The sequence below is a fragment of the Myxococcus sp. CA033 genome, assembly GCF_013336625.1.
Lineage (GTDB): Bacteria > Myxococcota > Myxococcia > Myxococcales > Myxococcaceae > Myxococcus > Myxococcus llanfairpwllgwyngyllgogerychwyrndrobwllllantysiliogogogochensis.
Genome location: NZ_JABUMU010000001.1, coordinates 1,197,550 through 1,220,855 on the forward strand (window position 1 = coordinate 1,197,550; position 23,306 = coordinate 1,220,855).

General features: G+C 69.7%; 17 protein-coding genes and 1 pseudogene. 13 read left to right on the forward strand and 5 right to left on the reverse strand.

The features are described 5' to 3' along the window. Window positions 1–22 precede the first annotated feature (22 nt). The 3 genes from HUA78_RS04745 to HUA78_RS04755 all read right to left on the reverse strand — a co-directional run bounded on the left by HUA78_RS04745 (window position 23) and on the right by HUA78_RS04755 (window position 4,020). Window positions 23–1,138: a type IV pilus twitching motility protein PilT gene (locus HUA78_RS04745; RefSeq protein ID WP_141648910.1), complete on the reverse strand. Its 1,116-nt coding sequence runs from the start codon at window positions 1,136–1,138 to the stop codon at window positions 23–25. Window positions 1,139–1,177: 39 nt separating this feature from the next. After that, window positions 1,178–2,878 carry a type IV-A pilus assembly ATPase PilB gene (pilB, locus tag HUA78_RS04750; RefSeq protein ID WP_141648911.1) on the reverse strand — a complete coding sequence of 567 codons (1,701 nt, stop codon included), beginning with the start codon at window positions 2,876–2,878 and terminating at the stop codon, window positions 1,178–1,180. A 212-nt stretch (window positions 2,879–3,090) separates the two neighbouring features. Further along, entirely contained in the window at window positions 3,091–4,020 is a 930-nt protein-coding gene (locus HUA78_RS04755; RefSeq protein WP_174475732.1) for a bifunctional riboflavin kinase/FAD synthetase, read from the reverse strand. 66 nt (window positions 4,021–4,086) lie between these two features. Here HUA78_RS04755 and HUA78_RS04760 point away from each other — a divergent pair, with 66 nt between their 5' ends. The 7 genes from HUA78_RS04760 (at window position 4,087) to HUA78_RS04790 (ending at window position 12,090) form a co-directional block, all read left to right on the forward strand. Continuing rightward, window positions 4,087–4,707, forward strand: coding sequence for a tRNA (guanosine(46)-N(7))-methyltransferase TrmB (locus HUA78_RS04760; protein ID WP_141649419.1), 621 nt, complete (start codon window positions 4,087–4,089; stop codon window positions 4,705–4,707). Window positions 4,708–4,815: 108 nt separating this feature from the next. Further along, entirely contained in the window at window positions 4,816–5,859 is a 1,044-nt protein-coding gene (locus HUA78_RS04765) for a diguanylate cyclase (protein WP_141649420.1), read from the forward strand. A gap of 55 nt (window positions 5,860–5,914) precedes the next feature. After that, on the forward strand, window positions 5,915–6,331 hold the full coding sequence (locus HUA78_RS04770; RefSeq protein ID WP_141649421.1) for a hypothetical protein: 417 nt from the start codon (window positions 5,915–5,917) through the stop codon (window positions 6,329–6,331). Between the two features lie 139 nt (window positions 6,332–6,470). Continuing rightward, complete coding sequence (locus tag HUA78_RS46185) at window positions 6,471–7,577, forward strand: hypothetical protein (protein ID WP_254614274.1); 1,107 nt, start codon at window positions 6,471–6,473, stop codon at window positions 7,575–7,577. A gap of 61 nt (window positions 7,578–7,638) precedes the next feature. Next, window positions 7,639–8,061, forward strand: a complete 423-nt coding sequence (locus HUA78_RS04780) for a cupredoxin domain-containing protein (protein ID WP_174453008.1) — start codon at window positions 7,639–7,641, stop codon at window positions 8,059–8,061. 56 nt (window positions 8,062–8,117) lie between these two features. Continuing rightward, entirely contained in the window at window positions 8,118–11,063 is a 2,946-nt protein-coding gene (locus HUA78_RS04785; RefSeq protein WP_141647921.1) for a helicase C-terminal domain-containing protein, read from the forward strand. A gap of 238 nt (window positions 11,064–11,301) precedes the next feature. After that, complete coding sequence (locus HUA78_RS04790; protein WP_254623542.1) at window positions 11,302–12,090, forward strand: Uma2 family endonuclease; 789 nt, start codon at window positions 11,302–11,304, stop codon at window positions 12,088–12,090. Window positions 12,091–12,111: 21 nt separating this feature from the next. On the opposite strand, the gene HUA78_RS04795 is transcribed toward HUA78_RS04790, so the two are convergent. Together HUA78_RS04795 and HUA78_RS04800 are read right to left on the reverse strand one after the other, a co-directional pair. Beyond that, window positions 12,112–12,852, reverse strand: a complete 741-nt coding sequence (locus HUA78_RS04795) for a HAMP domain-containing protein (protein ID WP_141647923.1) — start codon at window positions 12,850–12,852, stop codon at window positions 12,112–12,114. Further along, window positions 12,849–13,598 carry a HEAT repeat domain-containing protein gene (locus tag HUA78_RS04800; RefSeq protein ID WP_174453006.1) on the reverse strand — a complete coding sequence of 250 codons (750 nt, stop codon included), beginning with the start codon at window positions 13,596–13,598 and terminating at the stop codon, window positions 12,849–12,851. Before HUA78_RS04800 ends, HUA78_RS04795 begins: the two co-directional genes overlap by 4 nt. A gap of 158 nt (window positions 13,599–13,756) precedes the next feature. On the opposite strand from HUA78_RS04800, the gene HUA78_RS04805 reads away from it, so the two are divergent. The 6 genes and pseudogenes from HUA78_RS04805 (at window position 13,757) to HUA78_RS46195 (ending at window position 23,288) form a co-directional block, all read left to right on the forward strand. Continuing rightward, window positions 13,757–14,551 (forward strand): hypothetical protein, encoded by a 795-nt coding sequence (locus HUA78_RS04805; protein WP_174475734.1) that lies wholly within the window; start codon window positions 13,757–13,759, stop codon window positions 14,549–14,551. A 292-nt stretch (window positions 14,552–14,843) separates the two neighbouring features. Beyond that, window positions 14,844–15,284, forward strand: coding sequence for an acetyltransferase (locus HUA78_RS04810; RefSeq protein WP_141647926.1), 441 nt, complete (start codon window positions 14,844–14,846; stop codon window positions 15,282–15,284). A 164-nt stretch (window positions 15,285–15,448) separates the two neighbouring features. After that, window positions 15,449–18,145: an alanine--tRNA ligase gene (gene alaS / locus HUA78_RS04815; protein ID WP_174475735.1), complete on the forward strand. Its 2,697-nt coding sequence runs from the start codon at window positions 15,449–15,451 to the stop codon at window positions 18,143–18,145. Next, window positions 18,142–18,807, forward strand: a complete 666-nt coding sequence (locus HUA78_RS04820) for a hypothetical protein (RefSeq protein WP_174475736.1) — start codon at window positions 18,142–18,144, stop codon at window positions 18,805–18,807. Before alaS ends, HUA78_RS04820 begins: the two co-directional genes overlap by 4 nt. Further along, window positions 18,804–19,052 (forward strand): annotated as a pseudogene (locus HUA78_RS46190) (TIGR02266 family protein); the annotation flags it as partial. The gene HUA78_RS04820 and the pseudogene HUA78_RS46190, both read left to right, overlap by 4 nt. A 2,673-nt stretch (window positions 19,053–21,725) precedes the next feature. Then, entirely contained in the window at window positions 21,726–23,288 is a 1,563-nt protein-coding gene (locus HUA78_RS46195; RefSeq protein WP_371745511.1) for an Hsp70 family protein, read from the forward strand. The last annotated feature ends 18 nt before the right edge of the window (window positions 23,289–23,306 follow it).

Here is a 23,306-nt window from a genome sequence, read left to right on the forward strand (position 1 = left end):
CGCTGAATCTCGAAACCAGGAACTAACGACCCGTCGCTCCTCCGGCTGGTCGCTGGGTACCCGGGAGCCCGCCACCGCCAGTGGAAAGAATGTTGCGCAGCTCGTCCGGGTCGCTGGAGCGACCGAAGGCCTCGTCCTGGGTGATGAGCCGGCGCAGAAGCAGCGCCGCCAGGGCCTGATTGAAGGTCTGCATGCCGTACTTGGCCTGACCCACCTGCATGGAGGAGTAGATCTGGTGGACCTTGTCCTCGCGGATGAGGTTCCGGATGGCGGGGTTGGGAATCATGACCTCCAGGGCGAGGATGCGGCCCGGAGCGCCCGCCTTGGCCACCAGCGCCTGGCTCATCACGCCCTCCAGCACGAAGGACATCTGGGCGCGCACCTGCGGCTGCTGGTACGGCGGGAACACGTCCAGCACGCGGTTGATGGTCTGCACCGCGCTGTTGGTGTGCAGCGTCGCGTAGCAGATGTGGCCCGTCTCGGCGATGGTGAGCGCGGCCTCGATGGTCTCCAGGTCGCGCAACTCGCCCACCAGCACGATGTCCGGGTCCTGACGCAGGATGTACTTGAGGGCCGTCTTGAAGTTCCGCGTGTCCGCACCCACCTCGCGCTGATTGACGAGGCAGTTCTTGTGCGGGTGCAGGTACTCGATGGGGTCCTCGATGGTCATGATGTGCTCATGACGCTCGGTGTTGATCTTGTCGATCATCGAGGCCAGCGTGGTGGACTTGCCCGACCCCGTGGGTCCCGTCACCAGGATGAGGCCGCGCGGCTTCTTCACCAGCTCCGCCACGACGGGCGGCAGGCCCAGCTCCTGGAAGGTCAGGATCTTGAAGGGAATGGTGCGGAACGCCCCGGCCACCGCGCCACGCTGCATGAAGATGTTGGCGCGGAAGCGCGACAGCCCCTTCACGCCGAAGGACAGGTCCAGCTCGTTGTCCTCCTCGAACTTGTGCTTCTGGGCGTCCGTGAGGATGGAGTAGCAGAGCTGCTTGGTCTCCACGGGCGTCAGCGGCGCCGTCTTCAAGGGGACGAGCTCGCCGTCCACGCGCAATTGCGGCGGCGAGCCGGTGGTGACGTGGAGGTCGGAAGCGCCCTTCTCGACCATCGCCTTGAGGAGCTGGTGCAGGTTGGCCACGGTGGGGATGTCCTTCGGTGAGGCTGGGGGAGGGGGTGACTAGAAACGGTCCGGGGCGGTGTTGCCGACCACTTCTTCCAGAGTGGTGAAGCCGTCCATCACCTTCTTGAGGCCACTCATGCGAAGGCTGCTCATGCCCAGACGGATGGCCTCCTGCTTGAGCTCCGCGGCGGACCCACCGTTGATGACCAGCTCCTTGAGGCCGTCCCAGAAGGGCATGACCTCGTAGATGGCCACGCGACCCCGGTAGCCGCGGTCATTGCAGTCACGGCAGCCGACCTTCTCGTACACGGTGAAGGTGCCCATCTTGTCCGGGGGGATGCCGGCGTCGATGAGGGCCTGCTCGTCCACCTTGTCCGCCGGCTTCTTGCAGGCGGGGCACAGGCGGCGTGCCAGACGCTGGGCGAGGATGAGGTTGAGCGAGGCCGTCACGAGGAACGGCTCGATGCCCATGTTGAGCAGACGGCTCACCGTGCCAGGGGCGTCGTTGGTGTGAAGCGTGGAGAGCACCAGGTGGCCGGTGAGGGCGGCCTTCACGCCGATTTCCGCCGTCTCGAAGTCGCGGATCTCACCAATCATGATGATGTCCGGGTCCTGGCGGAGAAACGAGCGCAGGCCCGCGGCGAAGTTCAGGCCGATGTCTTCATGCATCTGCACCTGGTTGATGCCGGCGAAGTTGAATTCGACCGGGTCCTCGGCGGTGCAGATGTTGGTGCCAACGTCGTTGAGGCTGGAGAGCGCCGAGTACAGCGTCGTCGTCTTGCCGGAACCGGTGGGGCCCGTCACCAGCACCATGCCGTAGGGACGGTCGATGGCTTCCTTGAACCAGGCCAGGGGCTCCGCGTCGAAGCCCAGCTTCGTCATGTCCAGCTGCAGGTTGCTCTTGTCGAGCAGACGCATCACGACCTTCTCGCCGAAGAGCGTGGGACACACGCTCACGCGGAAGTCCATCTCCTTGCCGCCGCCAATCTTGATCTTGATGCGGCCGTCCTGCGGCAGGCGTCGCTCGGAGATGTCCAGCGAGGCCATGATCTTCAAACGCGACGTAATCGCGTTGCGCAGCTTCATCGGCGGGCGCATGACCTCGTACATCACGCCGTCGATCCGGAAGCGGACGCGGAAGTCGCGCTCATACGGTTCGATGTGGATATCGGACGCGCGCTTCTTGATGGCGTCCATGAGGATGAGGTTCACCAGCTTGACGACGGGCGCGTCATCCGCGGCCTTCGCCATCTCGTCGATGTTCTCCGTCTCCTCCTTCGCCAGCTCGACTTCGTCGTCGACGTCGCCGACGATCTCCTCCATCGAGGGGCCCTTCTCCGCGTAGTAGCGCTCAATGGCCTCGCGGATGGAGACCTCCGAGGCCACCACCGTCTCGATGTTGTAGCCGGTGAGGAACTTCAGGTCGTCCACCGCGAAGATGTTGGACGGGTCGCACATGGCGACGATCAGCGAGGGACCGGCGCGATTGACGGGAATCACCAGGTGCTTCTCGGCCACTTCCTTCGGCACGAGCTTGATGATGTCCGGGTCGATATCGAAGTCCTTCAGGTTGATGGCCGGCACGCCGTACTGCTTGGAGAGGAAGTCGGTGAGCTTCGACTCCTCGATGGCGCCCGTCTTGATGAGCGCGGTGCCGATGCGCGTGCCGCTCTTCTGCTGTTCTTCCTGGGCCTTGCGCAGCTGCTGGACGGAGATGAGATTCTCGCGGACCAGCAGTTCACCCAATCGACCGGACATTCGTGAAGCCTCTTCCTTGTGGCACAGAAGGATGAGACGGGCGGGGGCCCGCCTCGCTCTTGGGAGACAGGGGCGTTGCCTCGGGGCCCCACAGCACCTTTGGCACGGTTCCTGACAGCGAATTAGAGGGGAGCCGCGCACATCCGTCAAGGCGCCCTCTGGGGGGCCCGGACTCGCCAACCCGTTGAACAATCACGGGAAAAGTGCGTGCGTCACTCCCCGGCCCGCGCAATCACCGTGCGAGCGGCCTCCACGTCGCGCTTGATCTGCCCGGTCAGCTCCGCCACGGAGCCGAACCGCTGCTCGGGGCGAAGGCGCTCCAGGAACTGCACGCGCAGCTCCCGCCCGTAGATATCCCCCGCGAAATCCAGCAGGTGCGCCTCGATGGTGACCTCGGTGCCGCCAAAGGTGGGCTTGATGCCGATATTGGCCGCGCCCCCATGCCAGGTGCCCACGCCCTCCCCCGTGAGGAAGCGCACGCGGATGGCATAGACGCCCGGCGCGGGCCGCAGCTCGTTCTGGGTGTCCACGTTGGCGGTGGGAAAGCCGATGGTCCTCCCCCGCCCCGCCCCCGCCACGACCATCCCGTCCAAATCGAACGGGCGACCCAGGAGCCGGCACGCGGCGGACACGCGCCCCTCGAGGATGTACTCACGCACCCGTGAGGACGAGGCCACCACCCCGTCCACCGTGACGGGCGTCACCACATGGACGCGCGCGCCCCGCCGGGACGCCGCCTCACGCAGCGTCTCCACGTTGCCCGCGCGCGCCACGCCGTAGGTGAAGTCGCTGCCCACCACCACGTGCGCCACGCCGAGCGCGTCGAAGAGCGTGGCCTCGAAGTCCGCGGGGCCCGTGCGCGCATAGTCACGCGAGAAGGCCTGCACCACCGTGGCCTCCAGCCCCAGGTCGGCGAGCAGCTCCAGGCGGCGGGGCAGCAAGGTAATCAGCTTGGGCGCCAGGTCTGGCTGGAGCACCTTGCCCGGGTGGGGGTTGAAGGTGAACGCCGCGGGGGAAGCGTGATTGCGCGCCTCCGCGAAGAGGGCCTGGTGGCCCACGTGCACCCCGTCGAAGTTGCCCAGGGCGAGCGCTCGGCCGATCAGCGCCCGGCCCGCCTCCGCCACCGACTGGAAGACCTTCATCCCTCCCCTATACCAGTGTTTTTCCCTGGCCAGACCCCGCTCGGCCGTGGTTGGAGCGCCCTCCTCATGCCACGCCCCCGCTTGCTGCCAGACCCCGTCGGCCTCCACCTCATCGCCCAGGAGACCCCTCCGGACTGGGACGCCGAGTTCGGCTTCCCGGGCCCCCTGGAGCTTGAAATCGGCTCCGGCGCCGGGGGCCACGCGCTGGAGTACTGCCGCCGCAACCCCACCATCCGCTTCGTCGCCTTCGAGTGGCGCAAGAAGTACGCGCGCGACACCCAGGAGCGCGCCCAGAAGGCCGGGATGAAGAACCTGCGCGTCGTCGAGTCCGACGCCCGCTTCGCCGTCCCCCGCATCTTCGCGGCCGGCTCGCTCTCCGCCATCCACCTCCAGTTCCCCGACCCCTGGTGGAAGCGCGCCCACGCCAAGCGCGCCGTCGTGCAGCCGGATTTCGCCGCCCTCCTGCTCACCAGGCTCGCCCCCGGCGGCCGCTTCGACATGCGCACCGACGTCGAGGACCGCGCCCACAACATGCTCTCCATCCTGGAATCCGTGGGTTTCCACAACCCCTTGGGTTCCGGTGTTTTCCATCCGTATGACCCGGAGGAGGTGCCCTCGACGCGTGAGCGGCGGTATCTCACCTCGGGAGAGCCGGTGTACCGGGCCCGCCTCGTCAAACCCGCCTGAGCCTCCGAAAGACGGGGACTTGCCCTACCCCTTGGCTTCCTGGAGTCGGCGGGAGACAATCACAGGCATTCTGGCAGCGCGGGATGATTGCACTGGGGGCGCAACCGCATGGCGGAGGGTGACAGGAAGAGGACGCCGGAGGTAGCCCGGCGGACTGGGGCAGGCGGCGAGCTGAGCGGCCGGACGGTGCTCATCGTCGATGACGATCCATCGCACGTGGCACATGTGCGCGAGGGGCTGGCGCCGCGGGGGTACGTCTTCAAGGAAGCCCATGACGGCACACAGGCGCTGTCGGCCATTCGCGAGGCGCGGCCGGACCTCATCTTGATGGACGTGGAGATGCCGGGGCTGGGCGGCGTGGAGGTGTGCCGCATCATCAAGGCGAACTCCGGGGAGGAAGGCTTCGGCTTCATCCCGGTGATTCTGATGACGGCGCGGCAGGCGGCGGGAAAGGTGGAGGGGTTGGAGCTGGGGGCGGACGACTACCTGGTGAAGCCCTTCGACATGTTGGAGCTGTCGGCGCGGGTGAAGTCGATGCTGCGGCTCAAGGCGCTCCAGGACGCGCTGGTGGAGAAGAACCGGGAGCTGGACAAGGCCAACAAGGAGCTGGCGCGGCGGCGCGAGGAGCTCCTGGCGCTCAGCCGGACCGACGCGCTCACGGGGCTGTTCAACCGGCGCTGCTTCGAGGAGCGCCTGAGCGACGAGTTCGCGCGCTCGCGGCGCTACCAGTCTCCCTTGTCGCTGGTGATGCTGGACATCGACCACTTCAAGCGCATCAACGACACCTTCGGCCACCCCTTCGGGGACCAGGTGCTCAAGGCGGTGGCGCAGACGACGCGCTCGCGGCTGCGCGAGGTGGACGTGCTGGCGCGTTATGGCGGGGAGGAGTTCATCGCGTTGTTGCCAGAGACGGCGACGGCGGACGCGCTCAAGGTGTGCGAGCGCGTGCGCGAGGCCATCGCCGGCCTGCGGGTGGAGCACGTGGGCGTGGACGGGAAGCGGCAGGAGGTGCGCCTGACGGCGTCGCTCGGCGTGGCGACGGTGCCCTCGGAAGACCTGGGGAGCGCGGAGGAGCTTCTTCGCGCGGCGGATGCGGGGCTCTACGCGGCCAAGGGAGCGGGGCGCAACCGTGTCCAGCAACACGTTCCGTGAGACGGACGCACCCAAGGCTTTCCCCCGGCGCCGCTTTGACCTAAACCCCACGTCCATGCGCCTGACCGCGACGATGCCCTGGTTGCTGGCCCTGCTCCTGGTGGGCGTGGCCGGCTGCAACCAGCCCCGCTTCGGCACACCGCAAGATGCGTATACGTCCTTCCACCGTCTGGTGAAGCGCGGCGAGTTGCGCGCGGCCTGGGGCGCATTGTCCCAGCCCACCCAGACGGCCCTGACGAAGCGGGCCCAGGCGGTGAGTGACGCCTCCGGGGGCGCGGTGAAACCCGAGCCCCTGGGCCTCTTCTTCGCGAATGTCCCCCCTCCTCCGGATGTTACGGAGGTCTCCCTGGTCCGGGAGGCGGGCGACGAGGCGACCGTGCTCGTTCGCTCGTCAGGCAGCACCCACGAGGTCCGGATGGTCCGAGAGCCGTCTGGGTGGAAAGTGGACCTCTCAGCCTCCCTCCAGCCGTGAAGCCGGGCATGCTCGGGCTCCTCGCATCAGGTAACGTACGACTGTGAACGATCGGAAGACACGGCGGGTGGTTCCCGCGGTCGAAGTCATCCGGCGGCCGGCCTCGACGCCCGGCAGCGCCGCCCAGACTCCGTCCCCCTTGGAATCCGCCCCTCCGGCGCCCACGCCGCGCCCCACGCCCACGCCCCGGCCCACCGCCGGCACGGCGCCCCCCCTCACGCCGGCGGTTCCTCGGCCCTCGGGGGTGAGTCCTTCGCCCCGCCCCGCCGCTCCCGCGGCGACGGCGCCGACGACCGCCGCCCCCTTGCCCGCTCCCCGGCCCACCGGCGCGGCACCCGCACCCTCGCCGCGTCCGGCGAGCGTGACGCCAGGGGCCCGTCCACTGGCGCCGAGAGCACCCGGAGGCCCGGGGGGACCCGGTGCGCGTCCGGGCGGCTTCGGTGGTCGGCCGGGGGGCTTCCGCTCCTCGACGCCCCGGCCTCCGCCCACGCCCGAGCAGATCCTCGCACTGGCGCAGCGCGAGCATGTGCCCGCGCGCATCGCCAAGGGGGAGCTGGAAGGGAAGATGAAGGCCCGCATCTGGCGCAAGCTGCACGCCGAAGAGGCGAAGCGCTTCGACCAGGTCTACGAGCTGATGGGCCAGACGCCGAGCTTGTCGTTGGGGGATGCCTTCGGCGTGCTCCAGAGCGGCATGACGGTGGCGGAGTTCATGGCGCGCAAGGAGCGCACCCAGCGCAAAGCGGCCATCAAGCAGGCGCGCGGCGAGGTCGACAACGCCGTGGTGGCGGAGCTGCTCGGCGGCCTCATCGCCGGCAAGGTGGAGGTCTCCGTCGTCCTGGCGGAGCGCTCGCTGCTGGACACGCTCGTCGCGGAGGAGCCCATCGCCTTCACGCTGGAGCGCACCGGGCGGCTGGAGAAGCTGCAGGTGGTGCTGCTGGCGCGGCGCGCTGAGTGGGAACGGCTGCTGCCCGGCCTGGAGCGTGACGCCAAGCTGACGCAGAAGCCTTCCACGGTGGCGCGTCAGCCGGACAAGCGTCCGTACTCGGACCCGCGCGCGTTCCTGGACCACCTGGGCGAGACGGTGAAGCTGGTGCTGCGCAACGGCATCACGCTTCAGCTCCCGCTGATGCACGTGGGCCGGTTCGACCTGCTCCTGGGTGAGCCGGGCCATGAGGTCTTCGTCCCGCTCCACGCCCTGCTCCGGTTCGAGCCGGGTCCCGCGAGCGCTCCCGTCGACGAGGCCTGAGGGCCCTGCGTCGGGGGCGCCGCCCCTTTCACCTTCGCAAGTTCTTCGTTCGAGGCACCCCATGCGCCCCTTCTTCTCCCGCATCATCAAGCCCTGGCTCGCGCTCGCCGCGACGGCCGCCATGGTGGGCGCCACGCAGCAGGGATGCACCAAGGACACGCCCGCCGCCGAAGCGGCCCCCTCGGCGCCCACCGTCCCCGAGAAGCGGGAGAACGGCGTGCGCGTGGTGGAGCTGACGGTGACGGAGAAGGGCTACGAGCCCAGCCCCGTGACGCTCAAGAAGGGCGAGCCGGTGAAGCTGGTGGTGACGCGCAAGACGGACCAGACGTGCGCCACCGAAGTGGTGATGGACGGCTACGACATCAACACGCCGCTGCCGCTCAACCAGCCGGTGGACATCTCCTTCACACCCAAGGAGTCCGGAAAACTCGTCTACGGGTGTGCCATGGGGAAGATGATTTCCGGCGTTTTCCTGGTGGACTGAAGACGTAGGCTGAAATCTGGGCACCGCGCCGGGAAGCGTTAGTCTCCCGGCCCTGCATGGGCGGCGCGGCGGAGCTTTTCACGCGGCATGTCTTCCTCGACCTCGAAACCACGGGGTTGGATCCACGTGCCGACGAAATCATCGAGCTGGGGTGTCTCTTCTTCGAGAACGGACGCGAGGTGGACCGCTTCGCGCGGTTGTACTCGGCGTCGCGACCCCTGCCTCTCACCATCCGACGGCTGACGGGCCTGACGGACGCGGACCTGGCGGGTCGGCCTCGCTTCGGGACTGACATCGAGGAGCTGCGAAGTCGGCTCACGGGCTGGACGGTGGTGGCGCACAACGCGCCGTTCGAGAAGGGCTTCCTGCCGGACTTGCTGGGTCCCATCCGCGCGCCGGTGCTCGACTCGTGCGAGTTGATGCACTACCTGCACCCGGAGCTGACCAGCCACTCGCTGGAGTCGCTGCTGCGCTGGGCCGGGCTGGGCATCCGCCAGCCGCACCGCGCGCTGTCCGACTGCGAAGCAGTGCACGCCGTGCTCGTGCAGACGATGGACCGCTTCGTGCGCGAGGGCCGGGGCGAGGACGTCTCCGACCTGCTGGCCACGCTGGACCCTCGGGCCGCGCGGCGGCTGGGGCCTCCAGAGACGGACGGCGGCGCGTTCGACTACGAGGAGTGGCCGCTGCTGGAGCTGCTGTCGCGACTGAGCGACGCCTGTCGCGCCGCGCCCGCGTCGCTGGCGCTGGAGACGCAAGGCTTCCTTCGCGGGAAGCCCGAGCGACGACGAGCGGCCGGTGTCCCCTCGCTGCCCGAGCCCGAGACCGACGCGCCGGTGCTGCCTGTGCGGGCCGACGAGGTGACGGCGGTGCTGGGCGCTGGAGGCGCGCTGGAGCGGATGGAGGAGGGCTTCCGGAGTCGGCCCGCGCAGCTCGAGATGGCGCATGCGGTGGCGCGCGCGCTGTCGGACGGTGAGCAGGTGGCGGTGGAGGCGGGCACGGGCACGGGCAAGTCGCTCGCGTACCTGGCGCCCGCGGCCCTCTTCGCCGCGCGCAACGGGCGCAAGGTGGGCGTGGCCCCGCACACGAAGACGCTCCAGGACCAGTTGCTGGAGAAGGACCTGCCTCGACTGCACAAGGCGATGGGCGGCACCTTCGGCTACGCGCTCCTCAAGGGACAGTCGAACTACCTGTGCCGACGCCGCGCGCTGGAGGCCACGCGCGTGGAGCCGGGCATGGGGCACTCGGCTCGCGCGCCTCGCGCCTACCTGCGCGCGTACCTGCGCCGCAGTGTGGATGGCGACATGGACCGGCTGAGCCACTGGTTCCGCGAGCGCTTCCCCGTCCTGATGGGCCTGACGCCCGCGGTGCGCTCCGAGGCCGCGACGACGCTCGGCGAGAAGTGCCCGCACTACCACCGGTGTTTCTACCACTCGGCGGTGGCCCAGGCGCGCGAGGCGGATGTGCTGGTCATCAACCAGTCCCTCGCCTTCGCGTGGCCGGCGCGCTACCCGAAGCTGGAGCATCTGGTCCTCGACGAGGCCCACGAGGTGGAGGACGTGGCCACCACGGCCCTCACCGTGGAGCTGTCGGACCTGGCCTTCCAGCGGCTCACCGAGCGACTGCACGGACGCGATGGACGCCACGGCCTCTTCGCGGAGCTGCGCCGCGCCCTCTCCGCGTCGCGTCGCGAGGAGTCGCGCGCGCTGATGGGCCAGGTGGAGGACGCGCTGCGCCGGCTGATGGACGAGGCGCGGGACCTGGGCTCGCGGGTGACAGAGCTGTGCGAGCCCTCGGCGACCACCGCGGGAGAGGACCCCGACGAGGGCGCGTATGCGCCGGAGCTGCGCGTGACGGAGGCGGTGCGCGCGCTGCCCACGTGGGAGCCGGTGCGTGACGGCCTGGAGCTGGTGCGCGGCGCGCTGCAGGCGCTGCACACGCTGCTCGCGGTGCGGGTGCTGGAGGCCCTGCCGGAGCTGGCCGCGCGGATGCCCGCGCTGGAGCGCGAACTGTCCGGTGCCACCACGGAGCTGGGCGAACTGGCGACGCTGGCGCAGGAGCTCTCGGGCGAAGCGGCGGCGGGACGGTGCTACTCCGCGACAGCCGAGCCTCGGCGGCAGCGATGGAACGTGGGCGCGCAGCCTGTGGACGTGTCGTTCCATGTGTCGCGTGACTTCGCGGCGAACAAGCGCGCGCTGGTGCTGACCTCGGCCACGTTGGGTCCCACGAGCCACGGCTCGGGAACGCCCTTCGTGTTGAAGCGGCTGGGGCTGGATGGACGCGGAGACCGCCCTGCCCCCCGGCTGTTGCGCGCGCCGTCTCCCTTTCAACTCCACGAGCAGGCGCTGGTGGTGCTCGTCACCGATGCGCCGCGCGCGCACGAGGACCCGTTTGTCGAGTGGGCCGCGACGCGGATTTCGGGCCTCGCGCAGACGATGGGTGGACGGCTGCTGGGCCTGTTCGCCTCCACGCGGCGCATGGAGCGCGTGGGCGCGGAAGCGCGGAGCCGACTGGAGCCGCTGGGCATCGAAGTGCTGCGGCAGTCGCGCGGACACAGTCGCTCGCTGGCGGCTCGGCAGGAGCGCGACACGGGCACGGTGCTGCTGGGCACGAAGAGCTTCTGGCAGGGCGTGGATATCCCAGGCCGGGGCGTCGGCTGCGTCTTCATCGACAAGCTCCCGCTGGAGCCCGCGCTGCGTCCGTTGGTGGCCGCGCGTGAGGAGCCGCTGGCCCGCTCCGGTGGCGAGTACCAGGGCTTCCTCCAGTACCGACTTCCGCGCGCGCTACTGCTCCTGCGCCAGGGCGTGGGTCGACTCATCCGCTCCACCACGGACCGAGGTGTCGTCATCGTCGCGGACCCGGGCCACCCGAGCTACCGCGCGCACCTCATGGAAGCGCTCGAGGGCTATCGCGTGGAGGCGCTTCCGTGGGCCCAGGCGCGCCTGCGCATCCACGCCGTGCTCAAGCAGACGGGGCTCACCGTGGACGTCGCCTCGCCACCGTGAAGCTTCACAAGTCCGCTCCCGTGGACTCCTTCACGGAGTCCTGGAACACGATTCACTCGCATTGCTTGATTCCTGCTTCAGAGCGCGCGCGATTGTGCATGGCCCACGCCTTGCTCATCCGCCTCGGGCATTGACGCGCGAGGCTGCCAACTCCACGCTTTGAAGCATGGGACGGCACGCGGACAGAGTTCGTGGTGACGCCTTCCCTCGGGCGCCCACCCAGGAGGCGTGGGACGCGATGGGGCCCGAGGAGAGGGCGCAGGTGGTGGAGTCACTGCCAGCGGAGGTGACGTACCGGGAGATGTCGCCGCCCGAGGGGGACTTGCATCAAGACGCGAAGCACCGGGTGCTCGATGTGCTCAGGCATCACTTCCGTCATCGGCGGCGCAAGGCCTACGTCGGCTCGGAGCTGCCCGTGTATTACCCCGGGGAGCGCCGCTTCGCGCCGGACCTGCTAGTGGTGTTCGACGTCGAGCCACACCCTCGTGAGAAGTGGCTGGTGAGCCATGAGGGCAAGGGCCTGGACTGGGTGATGGAGGTTCACTCGGGCGGCAACCGGAAGAAGGACGCCGTGGTCAACGTGGAGCGGAACGCGCGGCTCGGCATCCGCGAATACTTCATCTACGACGCGGGTCGGGAGCGACTGGAGGGGTTCCGGCTGAAGTCCGCCAAGGACAGGACCTATGTCCCCCTTCGGTCGAAGCAGGGACGGTTCACCTCGAAGGTGCTGGGGCTCGAGTTCGAGGTCCGTGGCGACAAGATGTTCGTCTGGGCCGGTGAGACGCTGTTGCTCGAGTCCACCGAGATGATTGACCAGCTCAAGGCCCGGATGGAGAAGGCCCGGCTGCGCCGACAAGCGGAGGCCAAGCGGAGGAAGGACACCGAACGCCGTCTCGCCTCCGAGGCCCGACGTCTTCGAAAGATCGAGCAGGCCCTGGAGGAAGCAAACCAGTGGCGCAAGGACGCCGAGCAACAATTGGCGAAGATGAAAGCCGAGCTCCGCAAGCTGCGTCCCCGGAAGCACTGACCGGGGACGGCTTCACGAGACTCAGGCCTCCAGACGCGCGCGGAAGCGGGACTCCAGCGCGCGCAGCTCATCGAGCGACTCTCCCGGCACACCGGAGCGCTCCGCCGTCTCCAGCGCCTTCGCCAGCACCCGAGCATCCTCTTCACTCTGGTCCCGCAGCTTCTGCATCATGCTCCGCGTCGCGTCGAACAATTCCCGCAGTTCGTCGCCGTCGCGCAGGCCGTACTGCGGCGGGCGCAGCTTGCCCTCGTACACGTCGCCCACCATGCGCCGGATGCGCAACAGCGGCCCGGCCACCCGGTGCGTCACGACGATGGTGCCCATCGCCACCACGGCGATGAAGCCCACCAGGAAGGCCCCCAGCACCCACCATGTCGCGCGCTGACGCCACTCGAGCTCCGCGCGTTGCTCGACGATGGCGGCCCGCTCCGCCTCGTAGGCCGCGTCGATGCCTTGCGCCTTCTCCCGGAAGGTGGCCTCGAACGTCGGGTCGTCCATCCGCGCGAGCAGCTCGTTGGACAGCGTGGCGCCGGACAACTCCCGGCTGACCTCGGCGGCCCGGGAGCGGGCCTCCACCGCTGTCGCCGTCTCCCGCATCAGCGCCCAGGCGGAGCGCACCAGGAACACGCCCAGCAGGGCCGACAGCACCACCGTCACTCCAACCATGTACGCGGTCAGCTTGAGCTGGAAGCTCGTATCCAGGAGGAAGTTACGCCAGCGCCGCTTCGGGGCCGCCGCGTGCGCCGTCGTGCTCGTCGTCATGTCTCGTTGCTCCACTCGAAGGTTTCCGCTGCTTCCTCCACCGCGCGCGGCACCAGCGCCTTGAGGAGGTCCGCCGGCTGCGCGCCCGCGGCCTTCACATCCACCTGCCCCAGCAGGGACAGGTCCGGGTAGCTCAGGCAGACGATGGCCACCCGCAACCCGCCTCCCTCCATCGCATGGACCTCCGGGGTGATGCGATAGCCATGCAGGCCCAGCTTCTTCAGCGCCCCCTTCGCCGCCGCCTTGGACTCCTTGGCCGGCGCCAGCAGCGCGCCCCGGCGAATCAGCCGCGAGCGCAACCGCGCCTCGGTGGCCTTCACCAGCTCGGCCGGCAACGAGCGCGTGAGGTCCTTCATCCCCTCCAGCGAAACGTAGAAGCGCGGAGGTCGTGCCTGGTACTCCTTCAGCGCGCTCACCGCCTCGCGCACGGCAGCCTGCACCGTCGCGTCCGCCTCCGTCTTGTGGGCCTCCAGACAGGGCAGCGCGGAGGACTCCTGCAGCTTCGCCAGGGACTTGGCGACGGCCGCGCGCACCAGCTCGCTCGGGTCCTTCAGGCCGCCACACAGGGGCGTCACGGCCTCCGGATCCTCGGTGGCCCCCAGCACCAGGGCCGCCTGGGAGCGCGAACGGGGGTCCTTGCCCTGCGTGAGTTGGCGCCCGAGGAACGCAAGGCGGGTGTCCCCCTGGGCGAGGGTCACACCGGGCACGACGAGCAACACGAGGAGGGGGAGGGCAGGCAGCCGCATGGCGGGGACGACGGAGAGTGTAGCGCCGTCTGCCCGCTGACGAACAGTTGCAGGATGCCCGGTCCACGCACACCCACCTTCCCTGCTTGCGTAGGCAGGGTGGATCCGACCTGGGGCCATCCTGGGGTAACGTGCGCACGTCCAGGAGGGCATGCCCGGTGTCATTCGCTTCCCGGTTGGAAGGTCTGCTGCAGCAAGTGGGGTTGAGCGGCGTGGTGGAAGAGGTGCGTTCGCGCCTGGGCTATGCGCGCCCGCAGGCCCCTTCCCGCAACGGTGCCGACCATTCCGCACCCCGTCACGTGGATCGGCGGAACTCGCCGTCCCCTGCCCCCGTGGCCGCCGCGCCTCCCAGCGCGCCAGAGTCCACGCGCGTCGAGCGCACACCGCGCCCGCGCCCCATCTCCGAGGTGGACGGTCCTCCCGCCGAAGCCGTCGCCGCCGAGCCACCGGCGCCTCGTGCCCCGAAGGTGGCGAAGAAGACCCGGGCCGTGAAGTCCGCGAAGCCCGCCGCCAAGGCCTCCGTCACGAAGTCGGGCAAGAGCCCGGCCCGGAGCAAGGCCCGCGCGAAGAAGCGCGAGGCGGCTCCCGCGTCCCAGGCGGCGTCCTCGGCGGACACGGGTCAGGCCGTGGGCCAACTGATGGAAGCGCTCCGCGCACACCCCCGTCACGAGGAGCTGCGCTCCGCGGGCAAGCTGAAGGATCAGCTCGTGCGCTCGCTGATTCCGCTGTACCTGGCCCGGGCGGTGGAGCTGGACCTGGAAGTGACGTCGGGGACGACGTCCCGCTTCTGGGGCGAGCTGGGCGTCACCTACGCCGCCCCCAACGCCGCGAAGGCGCTGCGTCTGCACGCCGGCTACGCGCAGGACACCAAGAAGGGGAAGGCCATCACGCCCAAGGGCGTCCAGTACGTCGAGGAGGCCCTGAAGCGGCTGCGCGAGAGCGCGGCCTCCTGAAGCACGCGCCCCCGTGAGCCACCGAGCCGAGTGTCCGCCCAGTGGCACTCCAGGGCCGGCGCGGACCGTCGGAGGTTCGCTGGCGGACGCTCCCCAGGGCCTCTCGAACGAGCGGCTGGCCCGAGCCAGGAGGTCCCCTAGATTGGCGCGGAGCGATGGCCACGACGCGCCCTTCACCCTGGACGGCTTCCCTGTCTCCCCCCACCTCCCTCCTCGGGATGGCGAGCGTGGGCGAGGACCGCCTCCTGGCTGAGACGCCGTCCGGTCGCTGGGGGGTGGCGCGGGGTGGGGCATGGGCCCGGACGCGCTGACCTTCTACCGGGCCGCGAGGCGGCTGAAGAGCCTGGGCGTGCCCGTGCTTCCGAGCATGGTGGCCGCCGTGGGTGACCGGCTGTTGCACTGCCACGTGGACATCGACGCGCGCCTGCACGCCTCCGTGGGGCTGGGTTACGGCGGCGTGGGCGTGGTGGTGGCGCCGGGGGTGGAAGTGGGCGAAGGCAGCTTCCTCTCCCAGAACGTCAGCGTTGAGCCGAGACGCGGCGAGGCGGGAGTCCCCCGCATCGGCCGCAACGTCTATGTGGGCGTGGGCGCGCAGATCATCGGCCCGGTGACTGTGGGAGACGGCGCGGTGATTGGCGCTGGCGCCCTGGTCATCTCGGATGTGCCCCCCATGGCCGTGGTGGCGGGAGCCCCCGCCCGGGTGGTGAAGCAGAAGGCCGCGAACGGACACTGAGGGGCGGACCCCACGCGGGCGTGGCGCGGTGTTTCCCGCCCCCCACCCCACCTGCCGTCCAGGCGTGCCAGGGCTGTCGGAGTCCCCCCTCCCGGGCCGTCCTCCCCCTCATGCAACCTCCAAGAACTCCTGCGCGGCCTCCTCTTGTGGCATATACCCACACCATGCCTTCCGCCCTGACCGCCTCCGAGATTCGCGAGGCGTTCCTCAAGTTCTTCGAGGAGCGTGGACACCGCCGCGTCCCCTCCTCCTCACTGGTGCCGGCGAACGACCCGACCCTGCTGTTCACCAACGCGGGCATGGTCCAGTTCAAGGATGTCTTCACCGGCCGCGAGCGGCGCGACTACAGCCGCGCCACCACGTCGCAGAAGTGCGTGCGCGCCGGTGGCAAGCACAACGACCTCGACAACGTGGGCTACACGGCCCGGCACCACACGTTCTTCGAGATGCTCGGCAACTTCTCCTTCGGCGACTACTTCAAGGCGGACGCGATTGCGTACGGCTGGGAGTTCGTGACGAAGACGCTCGGGCTCGACAAGGCGCGGCTGTCCATCACCGTGTTCAACGGCGAGGACGGCATCCCCTGGGACGAGGAAGCGTTCGAGCTGTGGGCGCAGCAGGGCGTGTCTCGCGACCGCATCTACAAGCTCGGCAAGAAGGACAACTTCTGGTCCATGGGCGAGACGGGCCCGTGCGGTCCCTGCTCCGAAATCCACTATCACCAGGGTGACGACATCCCCTGTGTCGAGGAAGCCGCGGGCCGCAAGTGTCAGGGCGTCGCGTGCGACTGCGACCGGTGGCTCGAAATCTGGAACCTCGTGTTCATGCAGTTCGAGCGCAAGGAGAAGGACGCGCCGCTGATTCCGCTGCCCAAGCCGTCCATCGACACAGGCGCGGGCCTGGAGCGCATCGCCTCCGTTGCGCAGGGCAAGCGCTCCAACTACGACACGGACCTGTTCCAGAACATCATCGCGAAGGTCGTCGAGGTCTCCGGCAAGCCGTATTCGCAGGAGACGGGCGCCTCCCACCGCGTCATCGCGGACCACGGCCGCGCGGCGGCGTTCCTCATCGCGGACGGCGTGCAGCCCTCCAACGAGGGCCGGGGCTACGTCCTGCGCCGCATCATGCGCCGCGCGATCCGCCACGGCACGCTGCTGGGGCTGGACCAGCTCTTCTTCTTCAAGGTCGTCGACCGCGTCATCGAGGTGATGGGTGACGCGTACTCCGAGCTGCGCGAGAGCCGTCCCTTCCTGCTCAAGGTCTCCGAGCACGAGGAGGAGAGCTTCCGGCGAACGCTCAGCCGCGGCATGAAGATGATTGAGGAGAGCGTCGCCCGGATGAAGAAGGCGGGCGAGACGCTGATGTCCGGCGCGGACGTCTTCCTGCTCCACGGCACCTACGGCTTCCCGTGGGACCTGACGCAGATCATCCTCCGTGAGCACGGGCTCGACGCGGACATCCCCGGCTTCGATGCGGAGCTGGTGAAGGAGGCCGAGCGCGGCAAGGGCGGCGAGCTCAACAAGGACAAGGCCATCGGCGACGTCTACCTCAAGCTCGTGGAGAAGCTCGGGACCACCGAGTTCCTCGGCTACGAGGGAGAGGGCCACGAGGGTGAGGGCAGCGTCCGCGCGATGATTCGCGACGGCGTGGAAGTGGTCCAGGCGTCCCAGGGTGACAAGGTGGAGCTGGTGCTGGACCGGACGCCCTTCTACGGCGAATCCGGCGGTCAGCTCGGCGACAGCGGCAACATCGTGGGCCACGGCGGCAAGGCTGTGGCGCAGGTAAAGGACGCGCAGCGTCCGGTGCCGGGCCTCATCGTCCACTCCGTGGAAGTCACCGAGGGCACCTTCAAGGTCGGCGACATGGTGCAGACCGCGGTGGACGTGGAGCGCCGCAAGGCCATCCGCTCGAACCACTCCGCGACGCACCTGCTGCACAAGGCGCTCAAGCTGGTGCTGGGCGAGCACGTGAAGCAGGCGGGCTCCGTCGTGGCGCCGGACTTCCTGCGCTTCGACTTCTCGCACTTCGGGCCCGTCACGGCCGAGCAGGCGGAGAAGGTCGAGGACCTGGTCAACGGCTGGATTCGCGACAACGCCGCGGCCGAGACGCGCGTCATGGCGCTCGAGGACGCGAAGAAGTCCGGCGCGGTGGCCATGTTCGGCGAGAAGTACGGCGAGACGGTGCGCGTCGTCACCGTGCATCCGGAGTCCACCGAGCTGTGCGGCGGCACGCATGTGCGGCGCAGCGGCGACATCGGCCTGTTCAAGCTCTCCAGCGAGAGCGGCGTGGCGTCCGGCGTGCGCCGCATCATCGCGCTCACGGGCGTGGGCGCGCTCCAGCACGTGCGCGAGCAGGAGCACGAGCTGCGCAAGGCGGCCGAGCTCTTGAAGACGTCCCCCAAGGACGTGGTCAAGCGCGTGGAAGCGGCGCAGAAGCGCGTGAAGGAGCTCGAGCGCAAGGTCGAGGAAGTGGCCGTGAAGGCGAACACTGCCGGCAGCAAGGACCTGCTGGAGCAGGCGCGCGACGTCAACGGCATGAAGGTGCTCGCCACGCGAGTGGACCCGGCGGACGACAAGGTGTTCCGCGGCATGGCGGACCAGCTTCGCGACCGCATGCGCTCCGGCGTCATCGCCATTGGCGGCGAAAAGGACGGCCGCGCCATCATCCTCGTCGCGCTGACGAAGGACGTGGTGGCCAAGGGCATCAGCGCGGGAGACCTCGTGCGCGAGATGGCCAAGGAAGTCGGCGGCAAGGGCGGCGGCAAGGCCGACATGGCGCAGGCTGGCGGCCCCGACGCGTCGAAGCTGCCCGCCGCTCTGGAGAAGCTGTACGAGCTGGTGAAGGGAGCGGGCAACGCGTGAGCGCTCGCGCCTCTCTCGTGCTGGCGCCGGTGGCGCGCCTCCTGGCTGCGGCCCTCCTCATCGGGGGTTGCACGAAGGAGGAGCCCTCGTCCGAGGCCCTGGGCACGGCGGATGAGCGCACGCTCCAGAAGCTGCGGCAGGAAGTGGACCGGGTGAACCAGGGGGGTCGCCAGGCCCATGGACCCGAGGCCACCCGAGGCGCGCCGAACGCCCAGCTCGCGGGACTCGCCGCGGGACTGGAAGAGGCCGCGCCCCGACAGTTGGGCGTGCCCGAGGGCAACGCCACGGTGCATGTGGACTCGGTGGCGGTGAAGCTCACCGGGCTGGAGTCCTCTCACTCGGCGAAGGGCTCGGGGAAGATGAGCGTGACGACGGAGGAGCTGTTCCTCCGCGTGCAGTTCGTCACCCAGAACGTGGGCCCGAAGCCCGTGACGCTGGACCTGGAGTCAGCCACGGTGGTGGATGCGCAAGGCGCGTCGTATGCGCTGGCCCGGGACGCGCAGGTGCTCGCGGGAACGCGGCCGCTGCGCCGCACCTGGGCCCCTGAAGAGCGCGCCGACATCATCCTCCTGTTCGAGCTCCCCCCGCCGGCCCTGCGGGAAGGTGCCCTGCACCTGATCATGCAAGGGACGGGGGGAGAGGTGCGGATCCCCCTGCGATGAGCGGGCTTGTGTCCAAGCTGCTTCCGCTGCGCATCCGCCTCCCGTACAGCACGGAGGAGGAGTTCGTCGACAAGTACGGCTCGAACGTGGCGCGCGGAGGCGTGTTCGTCGCCACGCGTGCCCTGAAGCCCGAGGGCACCGGGCTGGCGTTCGAGTTCGTCCTCGCGGATGGCACCCGACTGCTGCGCGGCGAAGGCGTGGTGGTGAAGTCGCAGGTGGACGCAGGCGGCGGGCGCGCTGGGATGACGGTGCGCTTCGTGAAACTGGACGCCGCGAGCAAGGCGCTCGTCGACCGTGTGGTCGCGCGTCGGGCCGCCCCGGAGCCGCAGCAGACCGTCCCTGGACTGGTTCGCAAGACGCAGGCACCCAAGCCGGTTCCAGTCCGCCCACCCGAGCCGCCGGCGCACGTAGCGGCGTCCCAGGATGAGCGCGGCGAGGCGGAGAGTCCTCCTGCTGCCCCTGAGACCGGACCGCGCGGTTTCTTCGCCACCGAGGCTGCTCAAGGCAGCTCCTTCGCCACCGAGAGCGACAACACCCCGGAGACTCCGCACGGCGGCCACTTCGCTCCGGCGAGCAATGAAACCGGGACGTCCAGCGAGGCCCTGAGCCCACACACCGGCGATACCGCGCGGCACGTCGAGGACACCACTCCTCACCAGTCACCCGAAGCGGAACCGCCAGTGCCACACCATGGCAAGGGTGAGCCGTCGGATGCGGCTTCGTTCAACGCGAGCGCCGCCGACACATCTCCAGGATTCGGGAACACGACCGAGCAGGCATCGTCCTCGTGGACGGAGAGTGCCGCGACCACGGCATCCACATCCTCCGAAGCCACCTCTCTCGCCGCTGACGAAGATCGCGAACTCGACTTCGACATCACCGCGAGCTTGTTTGATCCCGATGAGGATGAGCCCTCGACAGGAAGTGAGCAGGGCGCGGGGTCGACGGAGCAGCCCGCACAGGCGCCAGCAACGGACGAACGCATCCTGGACGCAGGGACAGCCCAGGCGCCCCGCGACCTCTTCCCTTCCTCGGAATCAGCAACGAGCGCGGTGAGCGCACCCACGTTCGGCGCGGCCCCTGCGTCCGACGCTTTCGTCCAGGAGCACGACCCAGGCACAAGGAACGCGGCCTCCGGAGCCGGCGCCGAGGAACAGCCCTCGAACTTCGCGTCCTCGTCGATTGACGCGATGGAAGCGGGCTTGAGCTTCGAATCGGGGACCTCCGCGAACGTCGCACCCGAAGCCTCCTTGAATCGCTCCGGCGCGGGAGCCTCGGGTACCACCGAGGACACGTCGTCCGAGGTGCCCTGGTTCGGAACGCCGGAGGTCCCAGCATGGGAGGCAAGTCCCTCCGAGGTGACTGCCCCTCCCTCTCTCGACGCGACCACCGGGCTGGCTCCGGGCACCGAGGAGCAGCCTTCGTCCTCCAGCCCCCAGGGCGCCGACGACAAACGCTTCGAGCCGACGAACACCTCAGTGGCACCGACTCACGCAGTTGCGGCGTCGTCTCGCGTCGAGTCGACACCCACGTCGCCCATCGAGCCCACGAGCGACATAGACCCGTGGGGCATCACGGCCAGCTCCAGCGGCACTGAATCAGCCGCCACGGAAGAGAGCTCAACTCGGTCACTCGCATCGCATGTCGAGGCCAGGGTTGCCACCGAGGCAGCCGTGTCCACGAACCTGCGGGCACGTACCGAGTCGCCGAACGACACGACTGCCCCTGTCTCCACTGCTCACACCCAGACCAACGTCGGTACCGACATTGAGTCCACGGCAGCGGAACTGTCGCGCATCGAGAACGCGGCGTCGGAGACAGCGCAAGACACCTCGGCACGTGCTGAGTCGTTCGCCACCACAGCGGCCCGGTCCTCCACGGATTTCTCAGGTCGCACTGAGCCAGCAGTCACGCCGTCTGCGGCAGACACCAAGCCGCCCGCGACCACGAACGACCGCTCCGCCACGGAGCCTCCGACCCCCACTGCGCCATCCGTCACCCCGCCCGCGGCAGACACTGAGCCGCCCGCCACCAGGGACGACCGCTCCTCCACGGAGCCTTCGGCTCGCACCAGGCCTGCAGTCACCCCGTCTGCGGCAGGCACCAAGCCGCACGAGTCCAGCGACGACCGCTTCTCCACGGAGCCGCCGGCTCGCACCGAGCCAGCAGGCATCCTGGCCGCACGGTCGTCCACGGAGCCTGCCGTGCACGGGGCGTCTGAGGCACTGACCGACACGAAGACGACAGCGGTAATTCCGAAGCCCACAACCGCAGAGGGCTCCACGGATCCAGCCGCGCGGAGCGCGGACATTGCGTACGCCGACACGGGTACACCAGCCGCACAGTCCTCTTCGGCGCCAGTTGCACACGGCGCGACCGACGCAAGCGAGTCCACCTCCGCAGCAGAGACAGGCGCACCGACGCCGCGCTCCGAGCACGCAGCACAAGTCACTACGGCGAGCACCGCACTCGGAGCAGCCGAGGCGCGAGCCACCACCAGCGACTCCACCTCCGCGCCATCGCCGACGCCACGCTCCGAGCACGCAGCAGAAGGCCCCACGGAGCCCACTGCGCTCAGCTCGACCGAGACTCGAACCAGCACCAGCAACTCCGCCTCCTCGACGGAAGCAACGGCCTCCGCCACCCAGCCAGCGACCACGGCCGAGCAAGCCCCCACGACACCGGCCTTTCAAGCCGGTAACACGGCTCCCACCGACCAGGCCCCGGGGGCCACCACACCCGCCCCTGCTCGCGCGGAGCCAGCCCCCGCCACCTCGCCGCGCCCCGCCACCGAGGCACGTACCGAGCCCACCGAACCACCCGCCCCCCAGGACGCCGATACCGCGCGCAATCGCCGCCGTGCGCTCCTGGAGGTCCCTGTCTCAGCGCCCTCCACCTCCCCCGCCGTTCCAGAGGTGGTGCTCGGCATCGACCTGGGCACCTCACACGCACGAGTCGCTGTCTTCCACGATGGCGTCGCTCAACTCGTTCCGCTCCCGGGCACGGACGGCCACGAACTTCCCGCGCTCGTCGCAGTCGACGGCAATGACGAACTGCTCGTCGGCCCGGCGGCTCAAGTCGAAGCCATGCGCGCTCCCCGCCGTGCCGCGCCCGGCCTCATGCGCCTGCTCGGCCTGCGCGCCCGCTCCCCCCGACTCCGCGCCCTGGCCCCACAACTCCCCTTCCCCGTCGCCGCCGACCCGAGCGGCGATGCTTGCGTGGAGCTCGGTGGCCGGCTCGTCGCGCCCACCCTCTTCACGGCCCTGCTCCTGCGCGAGCTCAAGCACGCCGCCACGACCTTCGTCGGACGCAAGGCCACCCGCGCCGTCATCTGCGCCCCCACCCACTTCACGGACCGCCAGCGCGCGGCCCTGCGTGACGCGGCCACCCTCGCGGGGCTCGACGCACAGCGCATCCTCACCGCCCCCGCCGCGGCCGCCCTGGCCCACGGACACGGACGCGGCCTGGCTCGCAAGCGCGTGCTCGTCATCGACCTGGGCGGCGGAGGACTCGGCGTCGCCGTGGTGCAAGTCACCGGCGACGACCTGGAGGTCATCACCACCGGCGGCGACCCCACGGTGGGTGGCCTGGACTTCGACGCCCGCATCGCGGAAGCCCTCGCCAGCGACCTCGCGGACCAGGGCATTCCCCGCCCTGAACACGCGCTCGATTGGGGCCCCCTGCGCACCGCCGCCGAGGCCGCCAAGGTGGCCCTCTCCGAGCGCGAACAGGTGGACGTCACCCTGCCCTCGGGCACCGTGCCCCCGCTGACCCGCGAGCGCATGGAGGCCCTCACCGCGGACCTCGCCCAGCGCGTGACGTCCGTCGTGCGCGAGGTGCTCGACTCGAACGCCCTCTCGCCCCAGGGCCTCGACGCCGTGCTGCTCGTGGGCGGACAGGGACGCACGCCCCTGGTCCGCCGCCGGCTGGAGGAAAGCCTGGGCGTCCCCGTGCGCGACGACGTCGACGCCCGAGGCGGCGTGGCCCTGGGCGCCGCGCTGCTCGGCCGCGGAATCGTGCTGGCTGAAGGCGGCAAGCCCGCCGCCTCCGTCTCCGAGGTGCTCTCCGCGCCCATCGGCGTCGCCGAGCGAGGAGGCACCCTGCGCCGAGTGCTCGAGCGCACGACACGACTGCCCGCCGGCAAGACGCTCGTCATCCCCATCGCTCCGGGTCCCCTGGAGCTCGCCCTCTTCCAGGGCCCCTCGCCGCTCGCGGCGGAGAACGAGTACCTGGGTCGGCTCTCCCTCAACGTGGAGCGCGCGGGCGAGGTGGAGCTGCACTTCTCGCTCTCCGCCGACGGAGCCCTCTCGCTGGAAGCCACGCTGCCCGGAGTCCGCCGCCAGCCCGTCTCCCTCTCCCTGGAGGACCTGGACGACGCGGGGCGCGAGGCGCTCGTTGCCCGCTCGCCGCTGATTGGCGAGCCCGAGGCGCGTCCGAGTGGCCTGCTGTCCGGGTTGAAGAAGCTGTTCGGCCGCCGCTGAGCGCCTTCCCGTCCGGCT